The organism is Bhargavaea sp. GQ12, from assembly GCF_059758705.1.
In genome coordinates, this window is record NZ_JCAXEU010000015.1 from 19,360 (window position 1) to 42,418 (window position 23,059).

Here is a 23,059-nt window from a genome sequence, read left to right on the forward strand (position 1 = left end):
TGTAGTATGTATTCGCTACAAAATGAAAGGGGCTGGCGTTCATGGGCAAACAGGTTAATCTAGGAAAGTCAGGTCTAAGCGTAAACCCGATCGGTCTTGGTACAAACGCGGTCGGCGGCCACAATCTCTACCCAAACCTGAATGAAGATACAGGCAGGGAACTTGTCCGTACGGCAATCAGCCATGGCATCGATTTTCTGGATACTGCATTTATCTACGGCATGGGCCGTTCGGAAGAGCTTGTCGGAGAAGTCGTACGTGAATCCGGAAGACGGCAGGAGCTGGTGCTTGCCACAAAAGGGGCACACCGCCAAACCGGGGACGGAATTGTCGTCGATAACTCCCCGGCCTTCCTCCGAGAAGAAGTGGAAAAGAGCCTGAAGCGCCTCCAGACAGACTATATCGATCTTTACTATATCCACTATCCTGATGAGGATACACCGAAAGCCGAAGCTGTCGGTGCGCTGAAAGAACTGAAAGACGAAGGCAAAATCCGCGCAATCGGCATCTCGAACTTCTCACCGGAACAACTGAAGGAAGCCGACCAGGATGGCTATGTGGATGTGTTTCAGGGAGAGTATAATCTTCTTGAGCGCGGCGCCGAAGAAGCCTACTTCCCGTACACTTCCGGGCACGGCATTTCTTTCGTCCCTTACTATCCGCTCGCCGCAGGCCTTCTTGCCGGGAAGTACAGCGGCAATGAGACATTCGACGACCTCCGGAAAAGCCAGGCACGGTTCCAAGGAGAGACGTTCAAACAAAATGTACAGCGCGTGAACAAGCTGCGGCCCATCGCTGAAGCCCACAATGCGGAAATTGCACATATTGTTCTCGCTTTTTACCTCGGAAAAGGGCCGATCGATTCGGTCATCCCGGGTGCAAAGCGTTCTGAACAGGTGCTCGACAACCTGAAGACACTTGAAGTGTCTCTTTCGGAAGAAGAACGACGAGAAATTGAATCGATTTTCAGATGAAAATCTCAATATGAAAAACAGCAGCCGGTTCCTCTTTTGCAGGAACCGGCTGCTGTTTTTATCATAAATTTGAATAACCCTCTTGCCGTCAGGCAATTTCAGGGGTTGGCTGAACGTCGTCGTCGACGAGTGCATGGCGCTCCCAGGCACGGCTTTTCCACCGTAGAGCCATGAAGATCCCCCTTGTCCATTCGTCAGCAGCAATTGCGAGCCAGACACCGACGAGACCAAGGTCCATCACAAAGACAAGGAAGTAACCGAGCGGGAGGCTCATCATGACCATCGAAAGTGCCGCCATCAGAACCGGGAACTTGGCATCGCCCGACGCACGTAGAGAGTTGATGATGACGATGTTGAACGTCCTGCCCGTCTCCAGCAGGAAGGCCAGGAGGAGAACCGAAGCACCCAGTTGGATAATCGCCTCATTGTCCGTAAAGAGCCGCATCAGCGGATAGCGGAACGTCATGACAACAGCGACCATGATGATCGTAAACAGGAACGCCCATTTCAAGCTTTTCCAGAGCCCGGTGTAGGCCTCTCCCTTATTTCCGGCTCCGACAAGACGGCCGGTGATGATGGACGTCCCAAGGCCGATCGCCAATGCGAACAAATAGCTGAACATTGAAATGTTCACCGCATACTGCCGGGCGGCAAGCGCTTCTGTGCCAAGATGTGTTACATAGTATAGGAAGACGAGCTGGCATCCCTGATAAAGGATCTGCTCAAATGCGCTCGGAAGCCCGATGTTCAGGATTTTGGCAATGTATGAACGCGTCCAGGTAATGTAGTACCTGAATTCAATCTTATACTCCATCACTTTGTACAGCAGCCAGAAAAAGACGAACACGGCAACAACCCGGCTGCCGACGGAAGAAATAGCTGCTCCCTGCACACCGAGTTCGGGAAGACCGAACTTACCGAAAATAAGGGCATAGTTACCGATTACGTGAATGATATTCATCCCGAGCGAGACGAACATCGTCTGCTTCGTGAAGCCGTGCACCCGGATCACGGCAGCAAGGGAGTTGATAATAGCCTGCAGGAAGATCGCACCCCCGACAATGGATAAATACGCTTCCGCATGCGCAAGCACTTCACCCTGCAGATTCATCGCAGTCATCAGACGGTTCGTAAACAGCATAAACATGCCACTGAGGCCCAAACCGACCAAAAGGTTAAGGGAGACCGCAAGTCCTGAAATTTTCGCCGCCTCTATATAACGTTTGGAACCCAAGTACTGGGAAACCACAATCGCCGCTCCGTTCCCGACGACTTCAAGCACCAAGATTGCGATATGAATATACTGGTTGGCAGCCCCCACACCGGATACTGCATCATCCGACAGTGAACTCAGCATGAAGGTATCGGTCAATCCCATCAGCATGAACAAAAACAACTCGAGAAAAATCGGCCACGTCAGGTGAAACAGGCTCAGCTTCTTTTCCTGGCCGCCAACTGCAGTCGCAGACATCGCAATTCCTTCTTCCTTTTTTTAGAATCAAAACAGGAAATATCATACCATGCCGACTTTACATTGGAAACCACTTCAGCTTGGAATTTCACCTGGAAAGTTTAGATGGTTTATTTTGTGTTTTTAGTCTGATATGATAAGTAGGAAATGAACCTCGAAAGGATGAATGCCCGATGGCACAAGTCGAAAGCTTCCTTCTCGACCACAACAAAGTGATTGCCCCTTATGTCAGGCTTGCAGGCACTGAACAGCATACAAAAGGTGCATCGCTTCAGAAATATGATCTCCGTTTCCTCCAGCCCAACAAAGATGCAATGCCGACTTCTGCGGTCCATACACTTGAGCACCTGCTCGCCACCTATATGCGGGACGAAGTCGAAGGCATTGTCGATATCTCCCCTATGGGATGCCGGACCGGCTTCTACATGATCATCTGGGATGAACACGATCCTGCAGAAATCGCGCGTGGACTAAAGGCGACACTGGAAAAAGTGATCGAAACGGAAACAGTTCCGGCCGTTTCCGCACTTGAATGCGGCAACTATAGGGACCACTCCCTGTTCGCCGCCAAAGAATATTCCAAGCAGGTCCTTGATGCGGGAATCAGCATTGATGCATTCGAACGGAAATTTGCAGAGCCTGTAAACTGAATTTTAAAAGGAGACCCCGTCAAGGAGTCTCCTTTTGTGTTTTATGGAGTTCATGAACTGAGTGCAGGCTTTTCCCTGTTGGGAAGCAGCAGTGAGACCATTATCGTTAAAATGGTTGAAGCGAGCACTCCCCAAAGGATCCCTGCAGTCACCGACACAATGGCGCCGGAAAGTATTCCGGCCCTTGCTCCCCATACCGTGACACGGCTGTTCCGTTCTCCCATCTCAAACCGTTCTGACTTTCTCTTTTTCCACAGCAGCCCGACGATCAGCACCGGAACAACGCCTCCCCCGGCCATCGTATAGGCCAGTGAGAACAGATCGATGATTGATTCGAACAGGAGGGCAGCCCCTACAGAAAACACACCGACCAGCAGAACGCACCAGCGGGTCATGTTCACATAGAAGGCCTCTTTCCTTTCCCCCATGTTGGGGATGATCAGATCATTCACGATCACGACTGAAGCCGCATGAAGCAGTGAAGAAGCGCTGGAGATTGCAGCAAGAAAGACGAGCAAGAAAAAGGCCAGCACTGCCACAGGGGTCAGTTCTTCCAGAATAAAGTGGGAGATGGCCTGATTCGGATCAAGCGACTGGTTTTTCGTATAGACGACAAGTCCTGCCAGAGTGGTAAGTGAAGTGAATACGATCGCGATAATGCCACCGAATAGCATCGCCCGGCTTGCCACCTTGGGACTCTCCGCCGCAAAACAGCGCTGCCAATATACCTGAGCGGCCAGGATACCGAACACGCCTGTCACGAACAGGCTCAATACTTCCATCGCCGATAGGTTCAGTGCTGTCAGATGGAGCCCGTCCACATCGGCAAGCTGGTTTTGGAGTGTCGAATAACTGAAGTCGACCTCGCTGAATACACGGTAATAGAACCATAGGGCGATCGCGATTAGAAGAGAACCCTGAATAAAGTCCGTCCAAACAACCGAATACATGCCGCCTATGGTTGTATAAACGATAAATACACCGGAGAAAAGAAGTATCATCGGAAGCGGTTCGGTTCCGGTGAAAGTCGAGAAAAGCGCACCCATCCCGATTGCCTGACCGCTCGTCCATGCAATCATGATCGCCGAAGTGAGGACAGCAATCAGAGCCCGGGCAACCCGGTCACGCAAAATCAGATCATCCATCATTTCAGCTATGGTGACGTATGTAAACCGTGCTGCAAAACCGGCAAAAACAAGGGCAAATAAGACCTTGGCACCCTGCTCCCCAAAAACAAACGGGATATTGGCCACTCCGATCTCATAGCCTTTGGCAGAGTGTCCGACGAAATTCCCTACTCCCATAATGGTGGCGATATCAGTGAAAAGAATCAGGATAAAAGGAAGCGTGCCCCCCGCAATGGCATACTGGACAAAACTTTCCCCTGATTTTTTCCTGAACAAAAACGCAATCATAATGAAGAGCGCACATAACACGATGGTCAATCCCCAAATCCAAACTGATATATTCACTAAATCCCCCCTGTCCCGCTGTCTTCTCCCTCCCTTCCAGACCTTTCTGCAAGATTCCTTTTTTATCATGCATTTTGCTGAATTTTGTCTATCCCGCCAATAAAAAGAAGGCCATGCGGATGCATAGCCCCTGTTCCATCTAATCCGTTAGTTTATTCACCAGCCGGACTTCCACCCATTTCCTCACGCTGTTGATCATCCAGATCCTTGTGGAAGATTCCAGGTCGGCCCAGTCGAGCTCTCTTTCACGGATGATGCCATGTCCGAGAAGAGCCTCACGATAAGTGCCTGCTAGCAGTCCGCTGGTTACCGGAGGAGTCCAGCGCTGGCCTTTGATTTCCAGGACCAGGTTGCCATTGATGAATTCGGTCAGTTTTCCTTCCTGGTTCCAAAGGAGCACATCATAGCAGCCGGGAACTGCATGCTCCTCATAAGCTGCCCGGTGCGTTGTTTTGTGGTAAAGGAACGGATCTTCCCTGTCGACGGGCCGATCGGCGAGAGTCACTTCGGGCAGTTGGGTTGTGGCGGCAATCTCTCGACCTTCCACAGTCAGAAAGCCGTCCCGGTCAAGCAGGCAGCGGATCTTGTAGGAGCCTTTCGGCAGATTCTCCGCGTACTGTTCCAGCTTTCCTGAGACTGCTTCCCGGTCAAACGGAAAATCGAAGTATTGTGCGGAGCGGGACATCCGGTTGAGATGTGCCTCTTTCAGAAAATAGCGGCTATCCTCAAGCAAGAGGCTTTCCAGCAGGCTGAACTTCGGCCGGTCCAGTTCAAGAAAGCTCGACTTGGCCAGAATTTCTCGGTATTCCTCTTCACTCGTCGAATCCCATGTAATGCCTCCCCCTACTCCGTAAGTGGCATTTCCGGTTGCCTGATCAATGATGACCGTGCGGATCGGCACATTGAACACGGCTTCCCTCTCCGGGGTGATAAACCCGATGGCACCGCAATAAACTTCTCTCGGAGCCTGCTCAATCGTTGAGATCAGATCCATCGTGCTGACTTTGGGCGCACCTGTGATGGATCCGCACGGGAACAGCGCGCCAAATACATCAATCAGATCTGTTCCTGCCTCCAGGTCCGCTTCCACTGTCGAAGTCATCTGATGCACAGTCGGATAGCGTTCGATTTCGAAAAGCTTTGGCACCTCCACACTTCCCGTCTTGGCAATTCTGCCAAGATCGTTTCTCAGAAGGTCGACGATCATCACATTTTCCGCACGATTCTTCTCGGAATGGGCCAACCACTGTGCCAGGGAAAAGTCTTCTTCTGATGTTTTTCCTCTCTTGGCTGTTCCCTTCATCGGCCTGGCCGTAATGCGTCCGCCTTTTATCCGGAAGAACAGCTCGGGAGAAGCGGACAGCACGGCATGTTCGCCCGTGTTGATGTACGCACTGTAGTTGCAGGCCTGTGCCCGTTTCATTCGCTCAAACAGCGCAACTTCATCTCCCCGGAACTTGCTGAGCAACCGGATTGTATAATTCGTCTGATAGGTCTCTCCGGACTCGATCGCCTGTTTGATGGTCCCGATGGCCTCCCTGTACGCCTGCTCATCGGTATCCGGCTTCCAATCAGAAACTTCGAATGGGCCGGACGGGCGTAGAGCACTGTTTTCAGGTTCCTCAAAAATTCCGAACCATAGGAGCGGCATCGTATGCCCCTCCTTTACCCGATACGCCGGATCAAAGGCCGGCGCTGCTTCGTAAGAGAGAAAACCTGCGGCATACCAGCCGGCATCCACAGCTTCCTGGACACTCCGGAGCGCGGGAATCACATCTTCAACTTGTTCCGCACGAATCACTTTCATGGGGTTACGGAATGTACGAGGGACCACTGTTCCGTCAGCAGAGGCATACTCAAATGACAAAACCTGTTGTCTGTCATTCTGCATGGCGGATCACCTCCGGCCTGCTCGACTTCAAAAAGAAATTCCTCAGCATATCCAGACCCTTCTCAGTAAGGATGGCTTCCGGGTGGAACTGGACGCCTTCAACCGGAAAGGCTTTGTGGCGGATCGCCATGATCTCCCCGTCTGCTGTTCTGGCGGACACTTCAAGACAGTCCGGAAGTGTCGTCTCCTCAACCACCAGGGAATGATACCTGGCGACCCTCAGCGGTGAAGGGAGTCCCTTGAACACTCCGCAGCCATCATGTGTGATCGGGGACGTTTTGCCGTGAACCGGACAGATGCCTTTTCCGACAGTACCGCCGAATGCCCGGGCGATTACCTGCTGTCCGAGACAGACGCCGAGGATGGGGATCTCATGATGGAACCGGCGGACAATCTCCAGGCAGTTGCCTGAAGTATCCGGATTCCCCGGTCCGGGAGAGATCAGGATCGCCTCGGGTGCCATCTTGCGGACTTCCTCCGCAGTCACTTCGTTATTTCGGAGTACTGAAACGTCCAACCCGATGCGGCGCAGGTATTGGACTAGATTAAAAGTGAACGAATCGAAATTATCAATTACCAGTATCATGGTTTCTCTCCATTATCGTTATTCCGTATCCTTCCCAGTATAATGTTCCACGCCCTTCACGTACATAGCAGAAAGCCGGATAGCTGCCAGCAAGCAACTGCTGCTTGGCGGTTCTATCCGGCCGGTTTATCCTTGGCGGCTTTATCTTATTGATGTTGTGTATTGTTGAGAAACTGCCTTAACGCAGAAATCCGGCCTTTCTCATACCTTCCTTCCAGATACAGAGAATGCCATTGGCCAAGTACAAGTTCAAGGTCCTCCAGGCAATTGCGGAGCTTCTCGGGCTGATCATCCAAGTATGCCAAATAAGCATCGCGGAACAATCTGGTGACTTTTTCGGCATCTCCGATCTGAACAAGCTTCAAACGGATTTCCGGTTCGGAAGTGAGCTTGCCGGCAGCATAAAGCACATGGACCATAGCGATGTCTGCCATGTCCTGCAGTGGATCGATTTTCAGATACCGTTCGCGGAATGCGATTCCGCTGCCCAGAGCCTCGGCTTCTGACGGGTTTTCAGGTATGTAATAGGGAGACAATGACGCATACAAGGCAGGCGTCAGCGGATGTTCAGGCTGCAGCCTGATCAGTCTCTCTGCTTCGGCAACTGTTTCCGGGCTCCAATCTGTACCCTCCGCATCTTCCTGCATCAAGCGGTAGCTGATGAGCACCAGTTCTTTGCCCGGCGTTTTTCCCGATAGCATGGACAGGTGCTTTCCGTCCGTCATCATTCCCCTGCTATCGGTCGGGATCAAATTTGCCGCTCCCAATAGAAGATTGACGATGGCAAATGTCAGAATGACGCCTGATGGAAGGATAGTGTAAACAAGAGCAAATGAAATGGCTGCTGCGATTATATTGGCTGCAGGACCGCCGGCTACATAACGCTTTAGCCCGGACTCCATCAATTCCTCAGTTGTCTCAGAAGGAAACCGCAGCATCGCACGGCCCATGTAACCGAGTGCCGGCTTCTGAAAAATGATCCGGTTTTTTCCGCCGGACCGGATGACAACGACCGGACCGATGCTCATATTCATGAACTTCATGCCTGAGATGGTTCCTCCGATGGCATGCCCGAGTTCATGAATGATCAGGGCAAACACTCCACTGACCACAATGGCGACCAGGATGACTATTGTGCTTTTCAGATCGATGACAGGATCATGGATAAACAGATAAGGAAGGAACATCGGCCACAAGAGGACACCGATGGCAAGGCCGGCCAGTGTTTGTCTGAGACTCTGCTTTTTGTGTCCTCTCTTCTTTTCTTTGGGTGCCGTCACCAAATCGGTTCCTCCTTATCCGTAAGTTCAATGAGTTGCGGGTAGATCAGATGAAAGACGGCTGCAATCAATGCCATTCCCCCAAACAGGGTCAGCCAGTTAAGGTCAAAAAACGCATTGAGGAGCATTGGAATCAGAATCAAGAACGGCATATAAGCTCCGCGCTTTCTGGAAACGGAAGTCAGATGCTGTTCCTGCCTGCAGTTTGGACAGGTCATCGACGGCTTAAGGGTATACATCGCTCGCATTGTTTCCTTGAATGACCACTGATGACAACATGTTGCACAGACGGGCATGAAGGTACCCCCCTTTCTTTATTTGTGCTTTATCGAACGGATCATAAACACAATCATCGGAACAAACATCAGTACAAGGAAAACCGGAAGGAACATTATTCCGATCGAATCTTCGCCGCCATGCGCTACTTGAACTGTTTGATAGGTCAGGTAGATGAATACAAAAACGACGATGTTCTTCAGAACGTTCAGCATCATTCTGGAATTGCGGTACTGGAACTCAATATTGTGCTCATTCAGTTCCGCCAGGTAATTGTGCTTTTCGGGATATTTCTCAAGAATGGTCATTCCGATCCAGAGCAAGGCCGCGATGATGGGCAGCATCACAAGTGTCCATTTGGATTCCCAGCGGTCCACTTCTCCTGCCCCATTAAAGTGGGCAGGAACTTCAGCGGGCAGATCTCCCCACGTCAAGATCAGATAGCCGGTACCCGCGACAAACAACAGAATAGCAGCCCAGTCGAGTATTCGTTCCAATGCTGTTTTTGGAATGTCCAGTTTCGGACGATTATAGGTCTTCACGCTTATCACCCCTGCTTTATTTACGCTTTGTCCCCTTTGCAGGTTTCAAGTTTTTCGTGCTCACCAGCCGTGTATTCCGGATTTCTATTGCATAGAACTGTTGAAACGGGTATAGGACAGTAACCAAGATACCGGGAGGAGGCACGATGATGAATACTGCAATCATCATTCCCGCTTACAATCCGGATGACAGCCTGCCGGACTATATCAGCCAACTTAGGCAACAAGGGAATTACCGGATCATTGTTGTGAACGACGGAAGCGCCCTTCGGTCTTCGACGGTCTTTGATTCGATCCGGAAAATGAAGGGATGTACCGTACTCAAACACGAACGGAATCAGGGCAAGGGGGCGGCACTTAAAACGGCGTTCCGTCATGTACTCGATCAATGCGAAGACGTCACTCATGTCGTGACCGCCGATGCAGATGGCCAGCATGCCGCCGGGGATGTCATCAGAGTAATGGCGGAGACCGAAAAGTCTATCCGTGGACTCGTGTTCGGCGTGAGGGACTTTATCCACCCGGACATTCCGGCGAGAAGCCTGTTTGGAAATCGGATGACGTCCCGGCTGTTCCGCATGCTTTTTGGCAGGCGGCTCCACGATACACAGACCGGCCTCAGGGGCATCCCCCGAAGGGATCTCCATTGGCTCATGACCATCCGGGGCGATCGGTATGATTATGAAATGAACATGCTGATCCATGCCGTCCGGGAGGATCTCGATATCCGGGAAATCACCATTGAAACCATCTACCTGGACCACAATGCCAGCTCCCACTACCGTCCCGTACTCGATTCAATCCGGATCTTCGTGAAGATCTTCTCCGGCTATTTCAGCGGAAAGTCGCTGTATGTAAAACCTGCAGAAAAGAAAGTTGCAGAGGAAACCTAAAAACTGGTCAAGCCTGTCCGGAACATCCGGGCAGGCTTTTATTGATTGAACACACAAAAGAGGCCGCGCAGCTTGGCTGACCGCGGGCGTCTTTTGAAGAGGAACATATTCTATATTCAATATTTACCCGATTATCCGTCAGGGAAACGTTGCGTCAGTGAGTGGTGGTACCGCTCATCTCGTCGAGGACCTCATCAGGAATATCAATGCCCTCTACCTCGTTTATCCGGTCGTAATTCAGCTGATAGCTGATCGTTTCGGTCTGCCCTTTTTCCGTTCCGGTAACGGTATAGTAAAAACTTTTCATCATCGACGATTTGTCATCAAGACGGACCTCCAACCGGCTCATTGCTGATTCCGGCTGGATATCTCTAAAAGAAATGGACAGCGTTTTACTGAAGGCCTCAAATACCTTCTGGCTATCTCCCTCGTATATCAGCGAGTTCCGTGCATCGGCTATGTCCAGTTCCCCTTCGATCTCCCGCAACAACTGTACGATGTCCATATAGCGGACCGAGGGCAGATCATTTGCAGTGATGTCTTCAGTGCTTTCGTTTGTCCATCCATCGCCCAGATTGACGACAAGACGTTCACCTGCCTGGTAATATTCCAGTACAGACGTATTCTCCCGGGATACGACTTCTGGCATTTTCTCGTATATTGCGTGCATCTCGGGCATATCAAAGTCTGCCACTTTGACCTTTCCCATGGTTGTTTCCTGCTTTCCGTCCGGGGTTTCCACTCCGATCTCAACATCCATTTCATAGGAGTCCACTTCTGAAATCGTGCCGAGCAGCTCACCAAACAGCTTGTTTCCAGATTTCTCTGCGCCGATTTCATCGTCAGCTTCTCCTCCTCCACACCCTGAAAGGAAGAGGATGAATATCAACAGTATCCATTGTTTTTTCATCTGCGTCCCTCCTGCTGTCCGCTCTTACTTTACCCCCACGAGAAAAAAGGAACCTGCTGTTCGCAGATTCCCTTTTCTTATTCGATGCCATCGGGGTATGTCTTGTCAAGAAAAGTAATGGAACTCAGGATGATCTCTTTCAGGACATCCTGGTCGATGTCATCGAGTTTATTGACATACACACACGACTTGCCGGAAGTGTGCTTTCCCAATCTGGAGAGCTGTTCTTCCCGTTCCGAATTGTCCACTGTCACGTAAAGGCTGATTTTTGCCTTTCGCGGGGAAAACCCGACAAGCGGCGAGTCCCCCTCATGACCCGTGGCATATTGATAGTGATACTTGCCGAATCCGATGATGCTCGGTCCCCACATCATTGCTTCCCTGCCGGTGGTTTCTGTAAATAAATCGAGGAGGCGATAGGCATCCTCTTTTTTCCGGGGATGCTCGATCTGCTCGATGAATTCGACAACACTGCTATCTGATGGTTTGGTTTTCTGCTCATACATGAAAATCCACTCCTTTATTCCCAGACGTATGGCGTTTCTTGATACACATAGTAGTTAAGCCAGTTCGAGAATAGCAGGAACGTATGTGATCTCCACGTATTGAGCGGAATATTCTCCGGATCATCATCCGGAAAGTAATGCTCGGGGATGGCGGTGCCCAGTCCCTTATCTTGGTCTCGACGATACTCGATCGCGAGAGTGTCTGCGTCATACTCCAGATGCCCAGTGATCATAATATGCCTCTCGTCTTTTGAAAGGATGATAAAGGCACCCGCCTCATCCGATTCTGATAGAAGATGAAGCTCCGGGTGATTACGGATTTCTTCCGAGTCCACCTCGGTATAGCGTGAATGGGGCGCGACGAACAGGTCATTGAATCCACGCGCCAGCCGTACAGTCGGGTCTGAAATCGTATGCCTGTATACTCCGAAACATTTTTCCGGAAGCGGCCGCTTTCCAATTCCGTAGAAATGGTAAAGCGCTGCCTGTGCGCCCCAGCAGATATTGAGGATTGACGTTACATTCTGGTCTGACCATTTAAAGATTTCTGTTAGTTCGTTCCAATAATTCACTTTTTCGAAATCCAGATGCTCGATCGGGGCACCCGTAATGATCATTCCGTCAAACCGCCGGTGCCTGACCTCATCGAACGTGACATAGAAAGCATCCAGATGTGACTTACTGGTATTTTTCGACTGATGGCTGGCCATCGTCATGAATGTGACATTCACCTGTAGAGGCGTATTGCCAAGCAAGCGCAGCAGCTGGAGTTCGGTCCGTTCCTTTTCCGGCATAAGATTCAGGATCAGGATGTTCAGTGGCCGGATGTCCTGAGAAACCGCCCGGTCCGAGTCCATGACAAAGATTTTCTCCTCCTGCAGTTTCTTTGTAGCAGGAAGGTCTTTTGGTATGTTGATCGGCATGTCCGATTTTCCCCCTTCTTGGCAGGTTGTCTATATGAAAGCATATGGATAAACCGCAATATCCAAATGATAGACGATTCAGAGGCCGAATGGTAGGAGAAAGTTTCGGAACTTTAGATGACTTCGATCAATTTCGCCGGATCATTGCGGTGCAGCCGATAGTATTCCACTGCAGCAGGGATATAATCGGCAAAATCAGGGCATGTGATTCCGGAGGGTTTAAGATCCCTTTGTGCTTCTGTACAATCATAGACTGCTTCCAGCCGGAAATAATCAAGTGTTTCCCTTTCCACCTTCACCCATCTGCGGAGCGGAGGGAATGACAGCATGATCCGGACCGTCGAATGAGGCATCGTGAATGAAGGCGCTTTCCCCGTCAGCGCCTCGGAAATCAGCCTGAAAGCTTCCCTCGCCTGATACGGATTCGGATCGGTCAGATGGTAGACTTTATCAATTCCATCGGCATGACGGGAAAGATATACTGTGGCCTCGACCACATAATCTACAGGTACGAGGTTGATCAGCGCCTCGCCTTTGCCCACGTAAGGTATCGGCATCCGCGAGAATTTATCTAGATAGCGCATCATGAAATACGGGCCGTCAAACTTTGCGGTTTCACCGGTTTTTGAATCCCCTAGTACGATTCCAGGGCGGATGATGGTAGTCGGTATGCGGTCCCTCATGTACTGGACCAGCACTTCAGCATCATGTTTCGTCTTTTCATAATGGTTTTTAAATTCTTGGCCAAGCGCCAGCTCGTTTTCATAAATCGTACCCTTCCGGTCTCCGGATACATAAGCAGTGCTAAAATATACATAGCGTTCAATCGCTTTGCATTCCAAAACCCAGAGGTTCACATTCCTCGTCCCCGTAACATTCACTGACTGGGCGATGCGGTCATGTACGGCAAGATCGTAGATTGCCGCAAGATGAAAGACATGGGTCACCGTCTCTTTCAGGCGCTCGGATACTGCCTTTTCCAGTTTCAGATTGGTCTTTGTTATATCGCCGGCATGGATCCTGAATCGTTTGGTTCGTTTGTTTCCCTTGAGCCTCTGAACAATGCGCTCGGCCTCGGGAATGGCAGATTCATGGACGAGCAGCTCAAATTCGGACTCCGGCTCCTCTTCGGCCAGCCTGCTGATCAACCGGGTTGCGAGAAATCCCGGAAATCCCGTAAAAAAATATGTTCGCTTCACCAACTCCTATATACCTCCCCCGTATCATCTCTTTCACGGACCCGTTGGAACGATTGACTATGCCGGTTTTTCAACGCAGATGATCCCTATTCCTTCCCATTCAGAAAGAAAGTCAAAACAAGATGTGTTCTCACCTATTTCGACAGCCGTTTCACAATAGGCAAACGGGGAAAATACAAACTATCACTGATTGGGAGGGTTCTATATGCCAGGAAAAAACAACAATGGTCCTGATAAGTACTTTGATGACCGTGCCGGGACAGACAATGCCAACTACCACGTCGTACCGGACGATGGCAAATGGGCATTGAAAAAAGAAGGCGAAGAAAAGCAGATCCTGCAAGAGGATGACAAATCCCATGTGGTAGCCCGTGCCAAGAAGTTGGCGGAGGAATACGGAAGCATGGCCATCATCCATGATGATGACGGAAAAATCGAGGATCAGATTGAATATTAACAGGCAAAGGCGGCCCGCAAGACCGGGCCGCCTTTGATATAATGATGAAAATGTTATTAAGGAGGCAGCGATATGCAGGACGAAAACATCCCGAAGTTTTCCGACGACAAAGATCTTGATGAAGAGACCCTGTTTATCGTCTCCCAGACATTCAAGGCCCTGTCTGATCCGACAAGGCTTAGAATCCTGAACCTTCTTTCGGAGCATGAATATCCGGTCAATGAGATCGCCTCCCGGCTTTCCCTTCTTCAGAGCACTGTATCCCATCAGCTGCGCTTTCTGAAAAACCTCCGGCTCGTCAAGTATCGCAGAGAGGGCACTTCACTCCATTATTCCATCGACGATGAACACGTAGTGGACTTGCTCCGTGAGGCGATCGATCACGCCAGACATCACTAAGAAGGTGACCCCTGTTCCGCGGGTCACCTTCTAATTTTCCCGGTGATCCACAGCAGAACCAGCGTAACAATCCGACCGGCAAATGGCGGCAGCTGGTATGGATGGACGGATACGGAGACTATATTGCAGAATTTAAGAAATAACGAAAAGGTGATCCGCAAAGTGTGCGGACCACCTTTTTTCAATTACACGTTCCATGAGGGCTCGGGCATCCCCCGCTGCCGGTTTCAAGCTGGATGGTGCTGTGTTCGATGCTGTACCGATCGTGAAGAATCCGATGTGCATTGCGGAGGATCCGGTCCGGATCACCCTGGCCATCAATGGTCATATGGCAACTGAGGAGTGGCTCATCCGGGGTGATTGACCATACATGGAGATCATGTACATCAGTGACTTCATCCAATTGTTCAAGTGATTTCCGAACTTCCTCGGGATCAATACCGTCCGGAGCGGCTTCCATCAGGACATTCGCGGCATCCTTCGTTACCCGCCAGCCGCTCACCAGCACGAGGATCGAAACGATGATGCTGGCAATCGGGTCGGCGATCCACCAGCCAAAGAAAATCATCAGCAAGGCGGCCGCTATCGCTCCCACCGAACCAAGCATATCACCAATTACATGCAGGAATGCGCTCCGCACGTTCAGATTATCGTCCTTCCCGCCACGCATCAGGATAAATGCTGCCGCAATATTGACGAGCAGTCCGATTGTTGCAATCACCAGCATGCCGGTGCTCTGTACTTCCGGTGGCGCCATGAAACGCCGCACTGCTTCCCACATGATCAGAACGGAGATGACAATAAGGGTAATGCCGTTAACTGCCGCCGCGAGAATTTCGAAACGGCGATAACCAAACGATTTCTCTCCTGTCGCCTTTCTGGCACCAAGAAGAATGGCTACAAAACTGAGGCCCAGCGCTGCTGAATCACTCAGCATATGGCCGGCATCCGATAACAGCGCAAGGCTGTTTGTCAGGAAACCGCCGATGAATTCGATAGCCATGAACGCAGTGATCAGTATGAACGCCCAGAATAACGCTTTTTTGTTGGAAGATGCATGACTATGAGAATGCCCGTGATGATGATGGCTCATGAATATTCCCCTCTCAAACCACTTATATGACTATATGTTCATATATACATTATGTCAGTGCGGTCAACTTTGTGCAACCGGCTCGTTATTTCTTTTTACCCTTTTCCGCCGCTGTCAATTCAAAAAAAGAGCAGCCACAACGGCTGCCCCGGGTTCCTCAGTGCTTCTTCAGTAAACCTGCCCGTTTTTCCAGGCCCTCCCGCCATTTTCCGGCGAGTTCTTCGACCGACAGCACACGCTCCACCGCTTTCCGATCGGTATACTTTCTAAAATAAGCGTCGTTTGCTTCCTGTGCCGTAATACCGGCGGGATGAATGCTGACACGGCTGATATCCGAGTCATGTCTGACCGTCCCTTCCTCGATGACCCGGCAAAGGTAGCCAGTAAAACCTGTTTCGATGATTCTTGGAAGAATCATCGGAATTCCAAGCCTGCGTGAAATGGTGTTGCACGGCACTCGGCTCTGGGTGACCTGGATCAGGGCATCGCCGATCCTGTACACGTCGCCGATGTGAACCTCACTCTCCGTCATACCGGTGACTGTCAGGTTTTCACCGAAGGCAGATGCCGGCAGTGTCACACCAAATTCCCGTTCCCATAGCGCATAGTGTTCATGAGAATAAATACAAACTGCCCGATCTTGTCCGCCGTGGTGCCGGGTGTCCGCCACTCCGTCTCCTGCAAACCCATCCCGGGACAAATAGGCCTGTTCTGTTTTTTCCTTAGCAATTCCTGACACCATTTCCTTGCCGTCGTCCAATTCCAGGGTTTTTGGTTTCCCCGTGGAAAAGTGAACCAGTTTATTCATCCTTTAGCCTCCATCAGCAACACATGTTATAGAGACCAGTATATCGCAATTTCAAGCTCCTGGAATCAGGTTCATTGTGCGTCCAGTTCTTTTTTCCATCTGTACGTATTCGGATCCAAGAAATCTAATCGAACTTCTCGCCGGCCAGCGGATAAGCGGCGATGGATTTAATGATATGCCCTTTTATCTCAGCCAGGTGTCACTGCCTGATACCCCAGTCTCTGGCAGAAATTGCATGGGAGGAATGCCGATACCCTTTCGGCAGACTGGAATCTGCTATTGGTTCACTGGATTTTCCGGTAGCGCTTATAACGATAATCACCAAGTGTAAAGGTCTTTTTAACGGCAGCTTCAGCTGATGCATCTTTACGGTCTGAAATGGAATCCCCACTGACCGTGACCAGTTCTGCATGATTACCCCTGCACACGAGATAGTACGCTTCTTTGCCCTTAAGCTGACTGAAAGCCTTGTTCAGTGTCAGCGTTCCATCAAATAGCATATCCAGCAGCCTGGTCTTTCTCTCTGCAAATCCGGTTCTGATCGTCTCATATACTGCTGATCCTTCAGCCACTGACTTCAGAACGATTTCCTCCGCTTTGTTCATTTATGTCCTCTCCTCAAATGATTTTCATTTTCTACTTAGGTTTACGGAGGGGTCGGGAAATGGTTTCAAATAAAAAAACATGATCCTGTGCCGCAAGGAGCACAGGAATCATGTTCACTGGCGTTCGATAAGACTTGTTGATTCAAGATAATCCCTGGCAACATCTTCGGCAGGAACTCCGTCAACATTGACCCGATAATTCATTTCACGCATTTCATCGTCGGAGATCTTCCCGGCCAGCAGATTCAGCGCATCGGTGATTTCCGGATATTTTTCCGCTGTCTCTTCAAGCATGAGCGGGGCTCCCTGGTATGGCGGGAACAGATTCCGGTCATCTTCGAGCACTTTCAGGCCGTACCGTTCGATTTCACTGTCTGTCGAATAAGCATCTACCAGATTGATATCCCCTGATTCGACCGCCGTATACCTCAGCTTCGGCTCCATGGTGACAACATCGGGAAATTCGATGCCGTATAAGGATTGGATGCCCAGATAACCGTCTTCCCGATCTGAAAATTCCAATGTGAAGCCGGCACGGACCTGGTCTTGGATTTTTTGCAGGTCAGAAATCGTATCCAGACCTTGTGCTTCGGCAAATGCTTCCGGCACCGCTAGCGTATAGGTATTGTTGTATTGCATCGGTTCCAGGAGCGCCATGCCGAACTGTTCCGACAGGCCATCGCGGGCCTGCTCGTAGACTTCTCGGCTGTCCGTGCTCTCGGCGGTATCTTTCAGGAATTCGGAAATGGCGGTCCCGGTGAATTCGGGATAGATATGGATTTCTCCTGATTGGAGCGCATTAAAGACGAAACTTGTCTTGCCAAGGCCCGGCTTCAACTCGACTTCCAGATCCGTCTCTTCTTCAATCAGGATTTTGTACATATTGATCAGGATTTCAGGTTCCGAACCAAGCTTCCCGGCGAGGATCAATTTTTCATCATCCTTCGTAAAAAGCGGGGCAAACAGCACGATGGCCGCAATTGCAAGAATGACCGTAAAGGAGATCAGGCTTTTTTTGAATGGCATCTCTTCAAGCTTTTTCAGGATAAAGTCGAAGGCGATCGCAAGAAGGGCCGCAGGAATCGCTCCGAGCACAATCAGGCCAGTGTTGTTGCGGTCGATTCCGAGAAGAATCAGATCACCCAGACCTCCAGCGCCAATCAGTGCAGCCAACGTCGCTGTCCCGATGATCAGAACGGTGGATGTCCGTATTCCTGCCATGATTACCGGCATTGCGAGGGGCAGCTCAACTTTATTCAGGCGTCTGCGTGTGTTCATGCCCATCGCCTGGGCCGCTTCGATCAGGGATGGGTCTATTTCCCGGATTCCGGTATATGTATTTCTCAAGATCGGCAGCAGCGCATAGGCGGTCAGCGCGATGATGGCGGGAATCCGGCCTATGCCCACAACAGGAATCAGCAGTCCGAGCAGTGCGAGTGACGGGATGGTCTGGATAACCGACGCCACTCCGATGATAGCGTCGGCCAGTTTCTTCTGCCGGGTCAGCCAGATGCCGGTCGGCACCGCAATCAGGACTGCAAAAAGCAAAGCAATAAAGGAAATCTCGATGTGCTCCAGAAGGGCGGTCCACAAGTCACTTTTCCGTTCTTCGAAGATGGTCCACAAATCACTCATGATGAACCTTCCCCCTTCCCTCAGAAGCAAGCAAGCGGAAAGCTGATTCACGGTTGATTATGCCGATCAGTTCCCCTCCGTCTTCCACTCCGGCTGCTTCATGGTCGGCCATGACGCTAACAAGCCGGTCTGTGTGAATATCTGCCGAAAGAACGATCTGCGGGTGCACGGGTTCGGCAGGAAATGCGGTTACCCATCGCCTCAGATCCAGTACTTCATGCAGGCCGCCTTCCCCTCTTCCGATAAACTCGCGCACAAATGCTCCGGCAGGATTTCGCCTCAATTCATCTGGTGTTCCGGTCTGAACGATTCTTCCCTCCCGCATTACACAGATCCGGTCAGCCAATTTCAGAGCTTCGTTCATGTCATGAGTGACAAACACTGTAGTCTTGCCGAATGTCTTCTTCAGACGCAGAAGGTCTTCCTGAAGTTTTTCCCTGGCCACCGGATCGAGCGCACTGAACGGCTCGTCCATAAGGAGGATCTCCGGGTCCGCAGCCATCGCCCGGATCACACCGACCCGCTGTTGCTGGCCGCCGGATAACTCGGAGGGTTTCCTCTGAGCGAAAACAGCAGGATCAAGACCCACTTGTTCCATGAGCTCATGTGCGCGCCGTTTCATTGTTTCTTTATCACTTTGTTTCATTTCGGGGACAACCAAAATGTTATCTTCAACCGTCATATGCGGAAAAAGGGCAATCTGCTGCAGGACGTAGCCGATATCCCAGCGCAGCCGGTGGATATCGTATTTTTCGGCTTCCTTTCCGTTGATCAGAATGGAGCCGTTGGTCGGTTCGATCAGCCGGTTGATCATTTTGAGGGTGGTTGTCTTCCCGCATCCGCTCGGGCCGACCAGGACGATGAACTCTCCGCGTTTGATTGCCATGTCGAGGGAATCAACGGCTTTTGTGCCGTCCCCGTATTGTTTTGTCACGTTTTGGAATTCGATGATGGATGCGATCGTTTCTCAGCCCCTTCCGTAGTTGCACCCATTTTACCATTTTGATCAAAGAACGGCGGTCCGGAATTCCTCCCGGACCGCCGTTTTCATTTGGAGTGCATCAATTCCTGCGCAATTAGCCATTCGCCGATGACTTCGGTTAATCGAGGGGACAGAGGTCTGTCGGCAACGGATTTGTACTCTTTCATGATCCCAAGCATGGTGTGCTCGCCCTCATAATCTTTCAGCATATGATTCATGTCCGGGATGATGTGCCACTCGGATTTTCCCGGAACGGTTTCCGCGGTCAGGCGTGCATGGTCCGGCGGTACCTGTACATCTTTATCGCCGGTGATCGCAAGAACGGGACATTCCACCCGCTTCAGGTAATCGATGACGTTGTAGCCCAGTGTCTCCCTGACCCATTTAGCATTTACCTTGATGCCTTTGACTCTCATAACCGGTTTTTCAGAGTCGGACACTTTTCCAAAGATCTGTGTGTTCTGCTTCCTTGCCCGGTCCGCCACCTTGAACGTCCTGAATATCCATCCTTTCAGTCCTGCCGCTTCATTCATCTCCGAGTAGGCCATTTCACTTTGCCTCGGGATAAGGTCTGCAGATGGCTCGGCCGCCCCGGCCAGGAGGATCAGACCGTCCACCGACTCCCGGTCGTGGACGGCTGGCCCGATCAGCGCTCCTTCGCTATGACCGAGAATCAGTATCCGATCCGGATCAGCGTTGGGGTGGCGTTTCAGGAAGCGGACTCCTTCTACCGCATCATCAATCAGATCGGAAAGCCCGGCTTCATTGAAGTTCCCTCCGCTTTTATCGATTCCGCGCTTGTCATAACGGAGTGTCATATACCCCTTGGATGTCAGATATTCTGCAAGATCTTTATACAGATTCATCTTCAGATTCTTAAGGTTCCCATCACGATCCCCCTTGCCGGATCCTGAGATGATGAGTACTGCAGGATAGTGATCCTGTTTTTCTTCCGGTATCGTTAATGTCCCGCTCAGCGGAAATTCCGATTCAATCGTCACCAGCGCCTCATTGTACACCTTCTGTTCCCCCCTGCTCATTCCGGTTTAACACATTTATTTCGCTGAATGATCTTGTTACTCCTTTTCTCGCACCGGTTCATTTGAAACTGACAGCCGGCCGGGTGCCCACCCGCTGTGGTAGAGTGGAGTAGAACATACGAGAGTCAAAAAGGAGATATGACGGATGGTCACCTATAATATCCTTGACTATTCCCCGATTGATGAAGGATCAGACGCCCGTAAAGCACTTTTACAAACAGCGGAACTTGCCATTGGATCACTTTCGCCCCAATTCCCTGCTCAGCCGCCCAAGAGTTATGATTTCCGTTTTTGCGGTTGTGGCAGAAACCTCAGAGGAATCGGAGTCGCTGGCAAAGGCATTGGATCTGTGGTTGCTTACCGTGGAATCTTCAAGCCCCCCTCCTTACTATCCGTCCGTTGACACGACCTTTTTTTATTTGTTGGCGTGTAGGTAGTGTAGAGCAAATAAAGCAGAATCTCCCCCAGATCGTAGTAATCCTGAAGCCTCAGCTGCTCGATCCTTTTGCACAAATCGCTTTGACTGGTTGCCTGCGAAACTTCACTCTCACAAACCGAAAGCCCGAAATCGATTAAATAAAGTTCTCCATCGTTAATCAGGATGTTGGGGATACGCAGATCCTGATGATAAATTCCTTTTGCGTGAAGGTATTGAACCATTTGCAGCAACTGCTCCAATACTCGTAATGATTCTTCTTCGCTAAACGATTGTTGCCGGGTAAAGATTTGCTCTTCCATATTTTCTCCCCCGATGAACGTCATGACATAGTACAGGTGTTGATCGTCATCTGAGAAGTTTTCGATGATGGCCGGCATATTCGGATGTAAGAGCTGTTTCATAATTTCCATCTCATTTTGAAACATGGCGACCTCTTTCCTGCTACTGCGTCTGCTCGGCCGGAGTTGTTTTACAGCTACCTTCTGTTCGGTATGCAGGTCGGTGCAATCATAAATGATGCCGTAACTGCCTGTTCCAATTACGTCACAGACTTTATATCGCCTATTCAAAACGGTGCCTTCCCGAATTGGCCAGTCTACAAAAAACTGGCGGATTTTTCGCGCAACACGCAGAATGTCCTTACTCATGGTTTAAATCCCTTCATCAAAACTGCTCACTGAAATTCTTTATATAGGCGAATGTATCATTGCCGGCTTCACAAGACCAACATGGTGCTCTTTTTAAGTCAGACTTGCATGAAATTCGTGTAAAATGGGACTGGGAAGGTCATTGGGTCAACACAAAAACCTTCATACATAACCATGGAAAGCGGGGCATTCATATGCGTTTTGAAACTAAAGCCATCCACGCCGGGCGTTCGATTGATCCATCGACAAGTGCGGTCACCATGCCGATCCACCTCTCATCAACATACGAACGGGCAGGTGACGGATCTTATCCGAATGAATATATCTACAGCCGGATTGATAACCCAAATCGCAGGGCTCTGGAAGACTGTCTCACATCGCTCGAAGAAGGGTCCGATACAGTCACGTTCGGATCCGGCATGGCGGCGATTTCTTCATTGATCGAATCTCTGCCTGCCGATAAACCCCGACGCGTGGTGATGCCCGATGATATGTATCATGGCATCCGTTCCCTCCTTACAGACACGGATATCGGGACTAACTTTGAAGCTGTGTTTGTAGACATGACCGATCTCAACCAAGTCGAGGAAGTCATCAATGAGGCACCGACCGGGCTCGTCTGGATGGAGTCCCCTTCCAATCCACAATTGAAAGTGACTGATATCCAGGCAGTGGCAAAACTGGCCCGCGATGCCGGTGCATATTCTGTTGTCGATAATACATGGGCAACCCCGGTTCTACAGAAACCTCTCAACCTCGGTGCGGATTTTTCACTTCACTCAGTGACCAAGTATATCGGCGGGCACAGCGATCTGCTGCTCGGGGCAGTCATTGCAAAAACAGATAGCCCGATGCTTGCCAGATTAAAGGCTGCCCAACAGGCAAAAGGGGCAGTTCCTTCCCCCTTCGACTGCTGGCTTGCCCTGCGAGGCGTCCAAACACTTCCCCTGCGCATGGCGACCCACTGTTCAAACGCTTCGGCAATTGCGGCTTTCCTGAAACAGCACCCGAATGTCGAAGCCGTCCATTATCCCGGACTCCCTGAACATCCGGGGCACCAGGTTGCGGCAAAGCAAATGAGCTCCTTTGGCGGTATGCTGTCCTTCCAGGTAAAAGGCGGACAGGAAGCGGCCATGGCAGTCACTGCAAAAGCGAAACTGTTTATACGGGCCACAAGCCTTGGTGGAACACATAGCCTGATCGAGCACAGGGCTTCGCTTGAAGGCGTCCATGCGGTTGCTCCTGATAATCTGCTGCGTGTTTCGGTCGGAATAGAGCACGTGGAAGACCTTAAAGAAGATTTGTTGCAGGCGCTGGAATAAAATGCAGACAAAAAAGATGATCTCGGGAATTCTTCTTCCAAAGATCATCTTTTTTGGAA

At 50.6% G+C, this 23,059-nt stretch carries 24 protein-coding genes; 6 read left to right on the forward strand and 18 right to left on the reverse strand.

Going from position 1 to position 23,059, the window contains the following annotated elements; translation table 11 throughout:
- Positions 1-41 precede the first annotated feature (41 nt).
- Complete coding sequence (locus AC6CHQ_RS12690; RefSeq protein ID WP_498081661.1) at positions 42-974, forward strand: aldo/keto reductase; 933 nt, start codon at positions 42-44, stop codon at positions 972-974.
- 88 nt (positions 975-1,062) lie between these two features.
- Here the strand turns inward: AC6CHQ_RS12690 and AC6CHQ_RS12695 are convergent, their stop codons facing one another.
- The gene (locus tag AC6CHQ_RS12695) at positions 1,063-2,445 is read right to left on the reverse strand and encodes an MATE family efflux transporter (RefSeq protein WP_251238484.1); all 1,383 of its coding nucleotides are present in this window, start codon (positions 2,443-2,445) and stop codon (positions 1,063-1,065) included.
- Positions 2,446-2,618: 173 nt separating this feature from the next.
- Between AC6CHQ_RS12695 and AC6CHQ_RS12700 the strand changes: the two genes are divergently transcribed.
- The gene (locus AC6CHQ_RS12700; RefSeq protein ID WP_092051654.1) at positions 2,619-3,095 is read left to right on the forward strand and encodes an S-ribosylhomocysteine lyase; all 477 of its coding nucleotides are present in this window, start codon (positions 2,619-2,621) and stop codon (positions 3,093-3,095) included.
- 50 nt (positions 3,096-3,145) lie between these two features.
- On the opposite strand, the gene AC6CHQ_RS12705 is transcribed toward AC6CHQ_RS12700, so the two are convergent.
- The 6 genes from AC6CHQ_RS12705 to AC6CHQ_RS12730 form a co-directional block, all read right to left on the reverse strand.
- On the reverse strand, positions 3,146-4,567 hold the full coding sequence (locus AC6CHQ_RS12705; protein ID WP_092051657.1) for a sodium:solute symporter family protein: 1,422 nt from the start codon (positions 4,565-4,567) through the stop codon (positions 3,146-3,148).
- A gap of 139 nt (positions 4,568-4,706) precedes the next feature.
- A complete protein-coding gene (pabB, locus tag AC6CHQ_RS12710; protein ID WP_498081662.1) occupies positions 4,707-6,458 on the reverse strand; it encodes an aminodeoxychorismate synthase component I in 1,752 nt (583 codons plus the stop codon).
- Complete coding sequence (locus AC6CHQ_RS12715) at positions 6,448-7,044, reverse strand: anthranilate synthase component II (RefSeq protein ID WP_498081663.1); 597 nt, start codon at positions 7,042-7,044, stop codon at positions 6,448-6,450. The genes pabB and AC6CHQ_RS12715 overlap by 11 nt, the downstream gene beginning before the upstream one ends.
- 146 nt (positions 7,045-7,190) lie before the next feature.
- On the reverse strand, positions 7,191-8,327 hold the full coding sequence (locus tag AC6CHQ_RS12720) for a hypothetical protein (protein ID WP_498081664.1): 1,137 nt from the start codon (positions 8,325-8,327) through the stop codon (positions 7,191-7,193).
- On the reverse strand, positions 8,321-8,620 hold the full coding sequence (locus AC6CHQ_RS12725) for a TIGR04104 family putative zinc finger protein (protein ID WP_092051666.1): 300 nt from the start codon (positions 8,618-8,620) through the stop codon (positions 8,321-8,323). Before AC6CHQ_RS12725 ends, AC6CHQ_RS12720 begins: the two co-directional genes overlap by 7 nt.
- 18 nt (positions 8,621-8,638) lie before the next feature.
- Positions 8,639-9,142, reverse strand: coding sequence for a DUF1648 domain-containing protein (locus tag AC6CHQ_RS12730; protein ID WP_092051669.1), 504 nt, complete (start codon positions 9,140-9,142; stop codon positions 8,639-8,641).
- 149 nt (positions 9,143-9,291) lie between these two features.
- On the opposite strand from AC6CHQ_RS12730, the gene AC6CHQ_RS12735 reads away from it, so the two are divergent.
- Positions 9,292-10,035 carry a glycosyltransferase family 2 protein gene (locus tag AC6CHQ_RS12735; protein WP_498081665.1) on the forward strand — a complete coding sequence of 248 codons (744 nt, stop codon included), beginning with the start codon at positions 9,292-9,294 and terminating at the stop codon, positions 10,033-10,035.
- Positions 10,036-10,189: 154 nt separating this feature from the next.
- Here the strand turns inward: AC6CHQ_RS12735 and AC6CHQ_RS12740 are convergent, their stop codons facing one another.
- The 4 genes from AC6CHQ_RS12740 to AC6CHQ_RS12755 all read right to left on the reverse strand — a co-directional run bounded on the left by AC6CHQ_RS12740 (position 10,190) and on the right by AC6CHQ_RS12755 (position 13,573).
- Complete coding sequence (locus tag AC6CHQ_RS12740) at positions 10,190-10,945, reverse strand: hypothetical protein (protein ID WP_092051675.1); 756 nt, start codon at positions 10,943-10,945, stop codon at positions 10,190-10,192.
- A 77-nt stretch (positions 10,946-11,022) separates the two neighbouring features.
- Positions 11,023-11,451: a DUF1801 domain-containing protein gene (locus tag AC6CHQ_RS12745; RefSeq protein ID WP_498081666.1), complete on the reverse strand. Its 429-nt coding sequence runs from the start codon at positions 11,449-11,451 to the stop codon at positions 11,023-11,025.
- A gap of 14 nt (positions 11,452-11,465) precedes the next feature.
- Complete coding sequence (metA, locus tag AC6CHQ_RS12750; protein WP_092051679.1) at positions 11,466-12,374, reverse strand: homoserine O-acetyltransferase MetA; 909 nt, start codon at positions 12,372-12,374, stop codon at positions 11,466-11,468.
- A 113-nt stretch (positions 12,375-12,487) separates the two neighbouring features.
- Positions 12,488-13,573 carry an SDR family oxidoreductase gene (locus AC6CHQ_RS12755; RefSeq protein ID WP_322787452.1) on the reverse strand — a complete coding sequence of 362 codons (1,086 nt, stop codon included), beginning with the start codon at positions 13,571-13,573 and terminating at the stop codon, positions 12,488-12,490.
- 205 nt (positions 13,574-13,778) lie between these two features.
- On the opposite strand from AC6CHQ_RS12755, the gene AC6CHQ_RS12760 reads away from it, so the two are divergent.
- Together AC6CHQ_RS12760 and AC6CHQ_RS12765 are read left to right on the forward strand one after the other, a co-directional pair.
- A complete protein-coding gene (locus AC6CHQ_RS12760; protein ID WP_092051684.1) occupies positions 13,779-14,030 on the forward strand; it encodes a DUF2188 domain-containing protein in 252 nt (83 codons plus the stop codon).
- Positions 14,031-14,102: 72 nt separating this feature from the next.
- Positions 14,103-14,429, forward strand: a complete 327-nt coding sequence (locus AC6CHQ_RS12765) for an ArsR/SmtB family transcription factor (RefSeq protein ID WP_498081667.1) — start codon at positions 14,103-14,105, stop codon at positions 14,427-14,429.
- A 181-nt stretch (positions 14,430-14,610) separates the two neighbouring features.
- On the opposite strand, the gene AC6CHQ_RS12770 is transcribed toward AC6CHQ_RS12765, so the two are convergent.
- From AC6CHQ_RS12770 to AC6CHQ_RS12800, 7 genes are all read right to left on the reverse strand, one after another.
- Positions 14,611-15,522, reverse strand: coding sequence for a cation diffusion facilitator family transporter (locus tag AC6CHQ_RS12770; RefSeq protein ID WP_498081668.1), 912 nt, complete (start codon positions 15,520-15,522; stop codon positions 14,611-14,613).
- A 157-nt stretch (positions 15,523-15,679) separates the two neighbouring features.
- Positions 15,680-16,330 carry an MOSC domain-containing protein gene (locus AC6CHQ_RS12775; protein ID WP_498081669.1) on the reverse strand — a complete coding sequence of 217 codons (651 nt, stop codon included), beginning with the start codon at positions 16,328-16,330 and terminating at the stop codon, positions 15,680-15,682.
- A gap of 284 nt (positions 16,331-16,614) precedes the next feature.
- Complete coding sequence (locus AC6CHQ_RS12780; protein WP_498081670.1) at positions 16,615-16,935, reverse strand: hypothetical protein; 321 nt, start codon at positions 16,933-16,935, stop codon at positions 16,615-16,617.
- 114 nt (positions 16,936-17,049) lie between these two features.
- Complete coding sequence (gene opuFB, locus AC6CHQ_RS12785; protein WP_498081671.1) at positions 17,050-18,570, reverse strand: osmoprotectant update ABC transporter permease/substrate-binding subunit OpuFB; 1,521 nt, start codon at positions 18,568-18,570, stop codon at positions 17,050-17,052.
- The gene (locus AC6CHQ_RS12790) at positions 18,563-19,522 is read right to left on the reverse strand and encodes an ABC transporter ATP-binding protein (RefSeq protein WP_498081701.1); all 960 of its coding nucleotides are present in this window, start codon (positions 19,520-19,522) and stop codon (positions 18,563-18,565) included. Before AC6CHQ_RS12790 ends, opuFB begins: the two co-directional genes overlap by 8 nt.
- Positions 19,523-19,617: 95 nt before the next feature.
- Positions 19,618-20,571, reverse strand: coding sequence for an alpha/beta hydrolase family protein (locus tag AC6CHQ_RS12795; RefSeq protein WP_498081672.1), 954 nt, complete (start codon positions 20,569-20,571; stop codon positions 19,618-19,620).
- 378 nt (positions 20,572-20,949) lie between these two features.
- Complete coding sequence (locus tag AC6CHQ_RS12800) at positions 20,950-21,678, reverse strand: serine/threonine protein kinase (RefSeq protein WP_498081673.1); 729 nt, start codon at positions 21,676-21,678, stop codon at positions 20,950-20,952.
- 194 nt (positions 21,679-21,872) lie between these two features.
- On the opposite strand from AC6CHQ_RS12800, the gene AC6CHQ_RS12805 reads away from it, so the two are divergent.
- On the forward strand, positions 21,873-23,000 hold the full coding sequence (locus AC6CHQ_RS12805) for a trans-sulfuration enzyme family protein (RefSeq protein WP_498081674.1): 1,128 nt from the start codon (positions 21,873-21,875) through the stop codon (positions 22,998-23,000).
- Positions 23,001-23,059 lie beyond the last annotated feature (59 nt).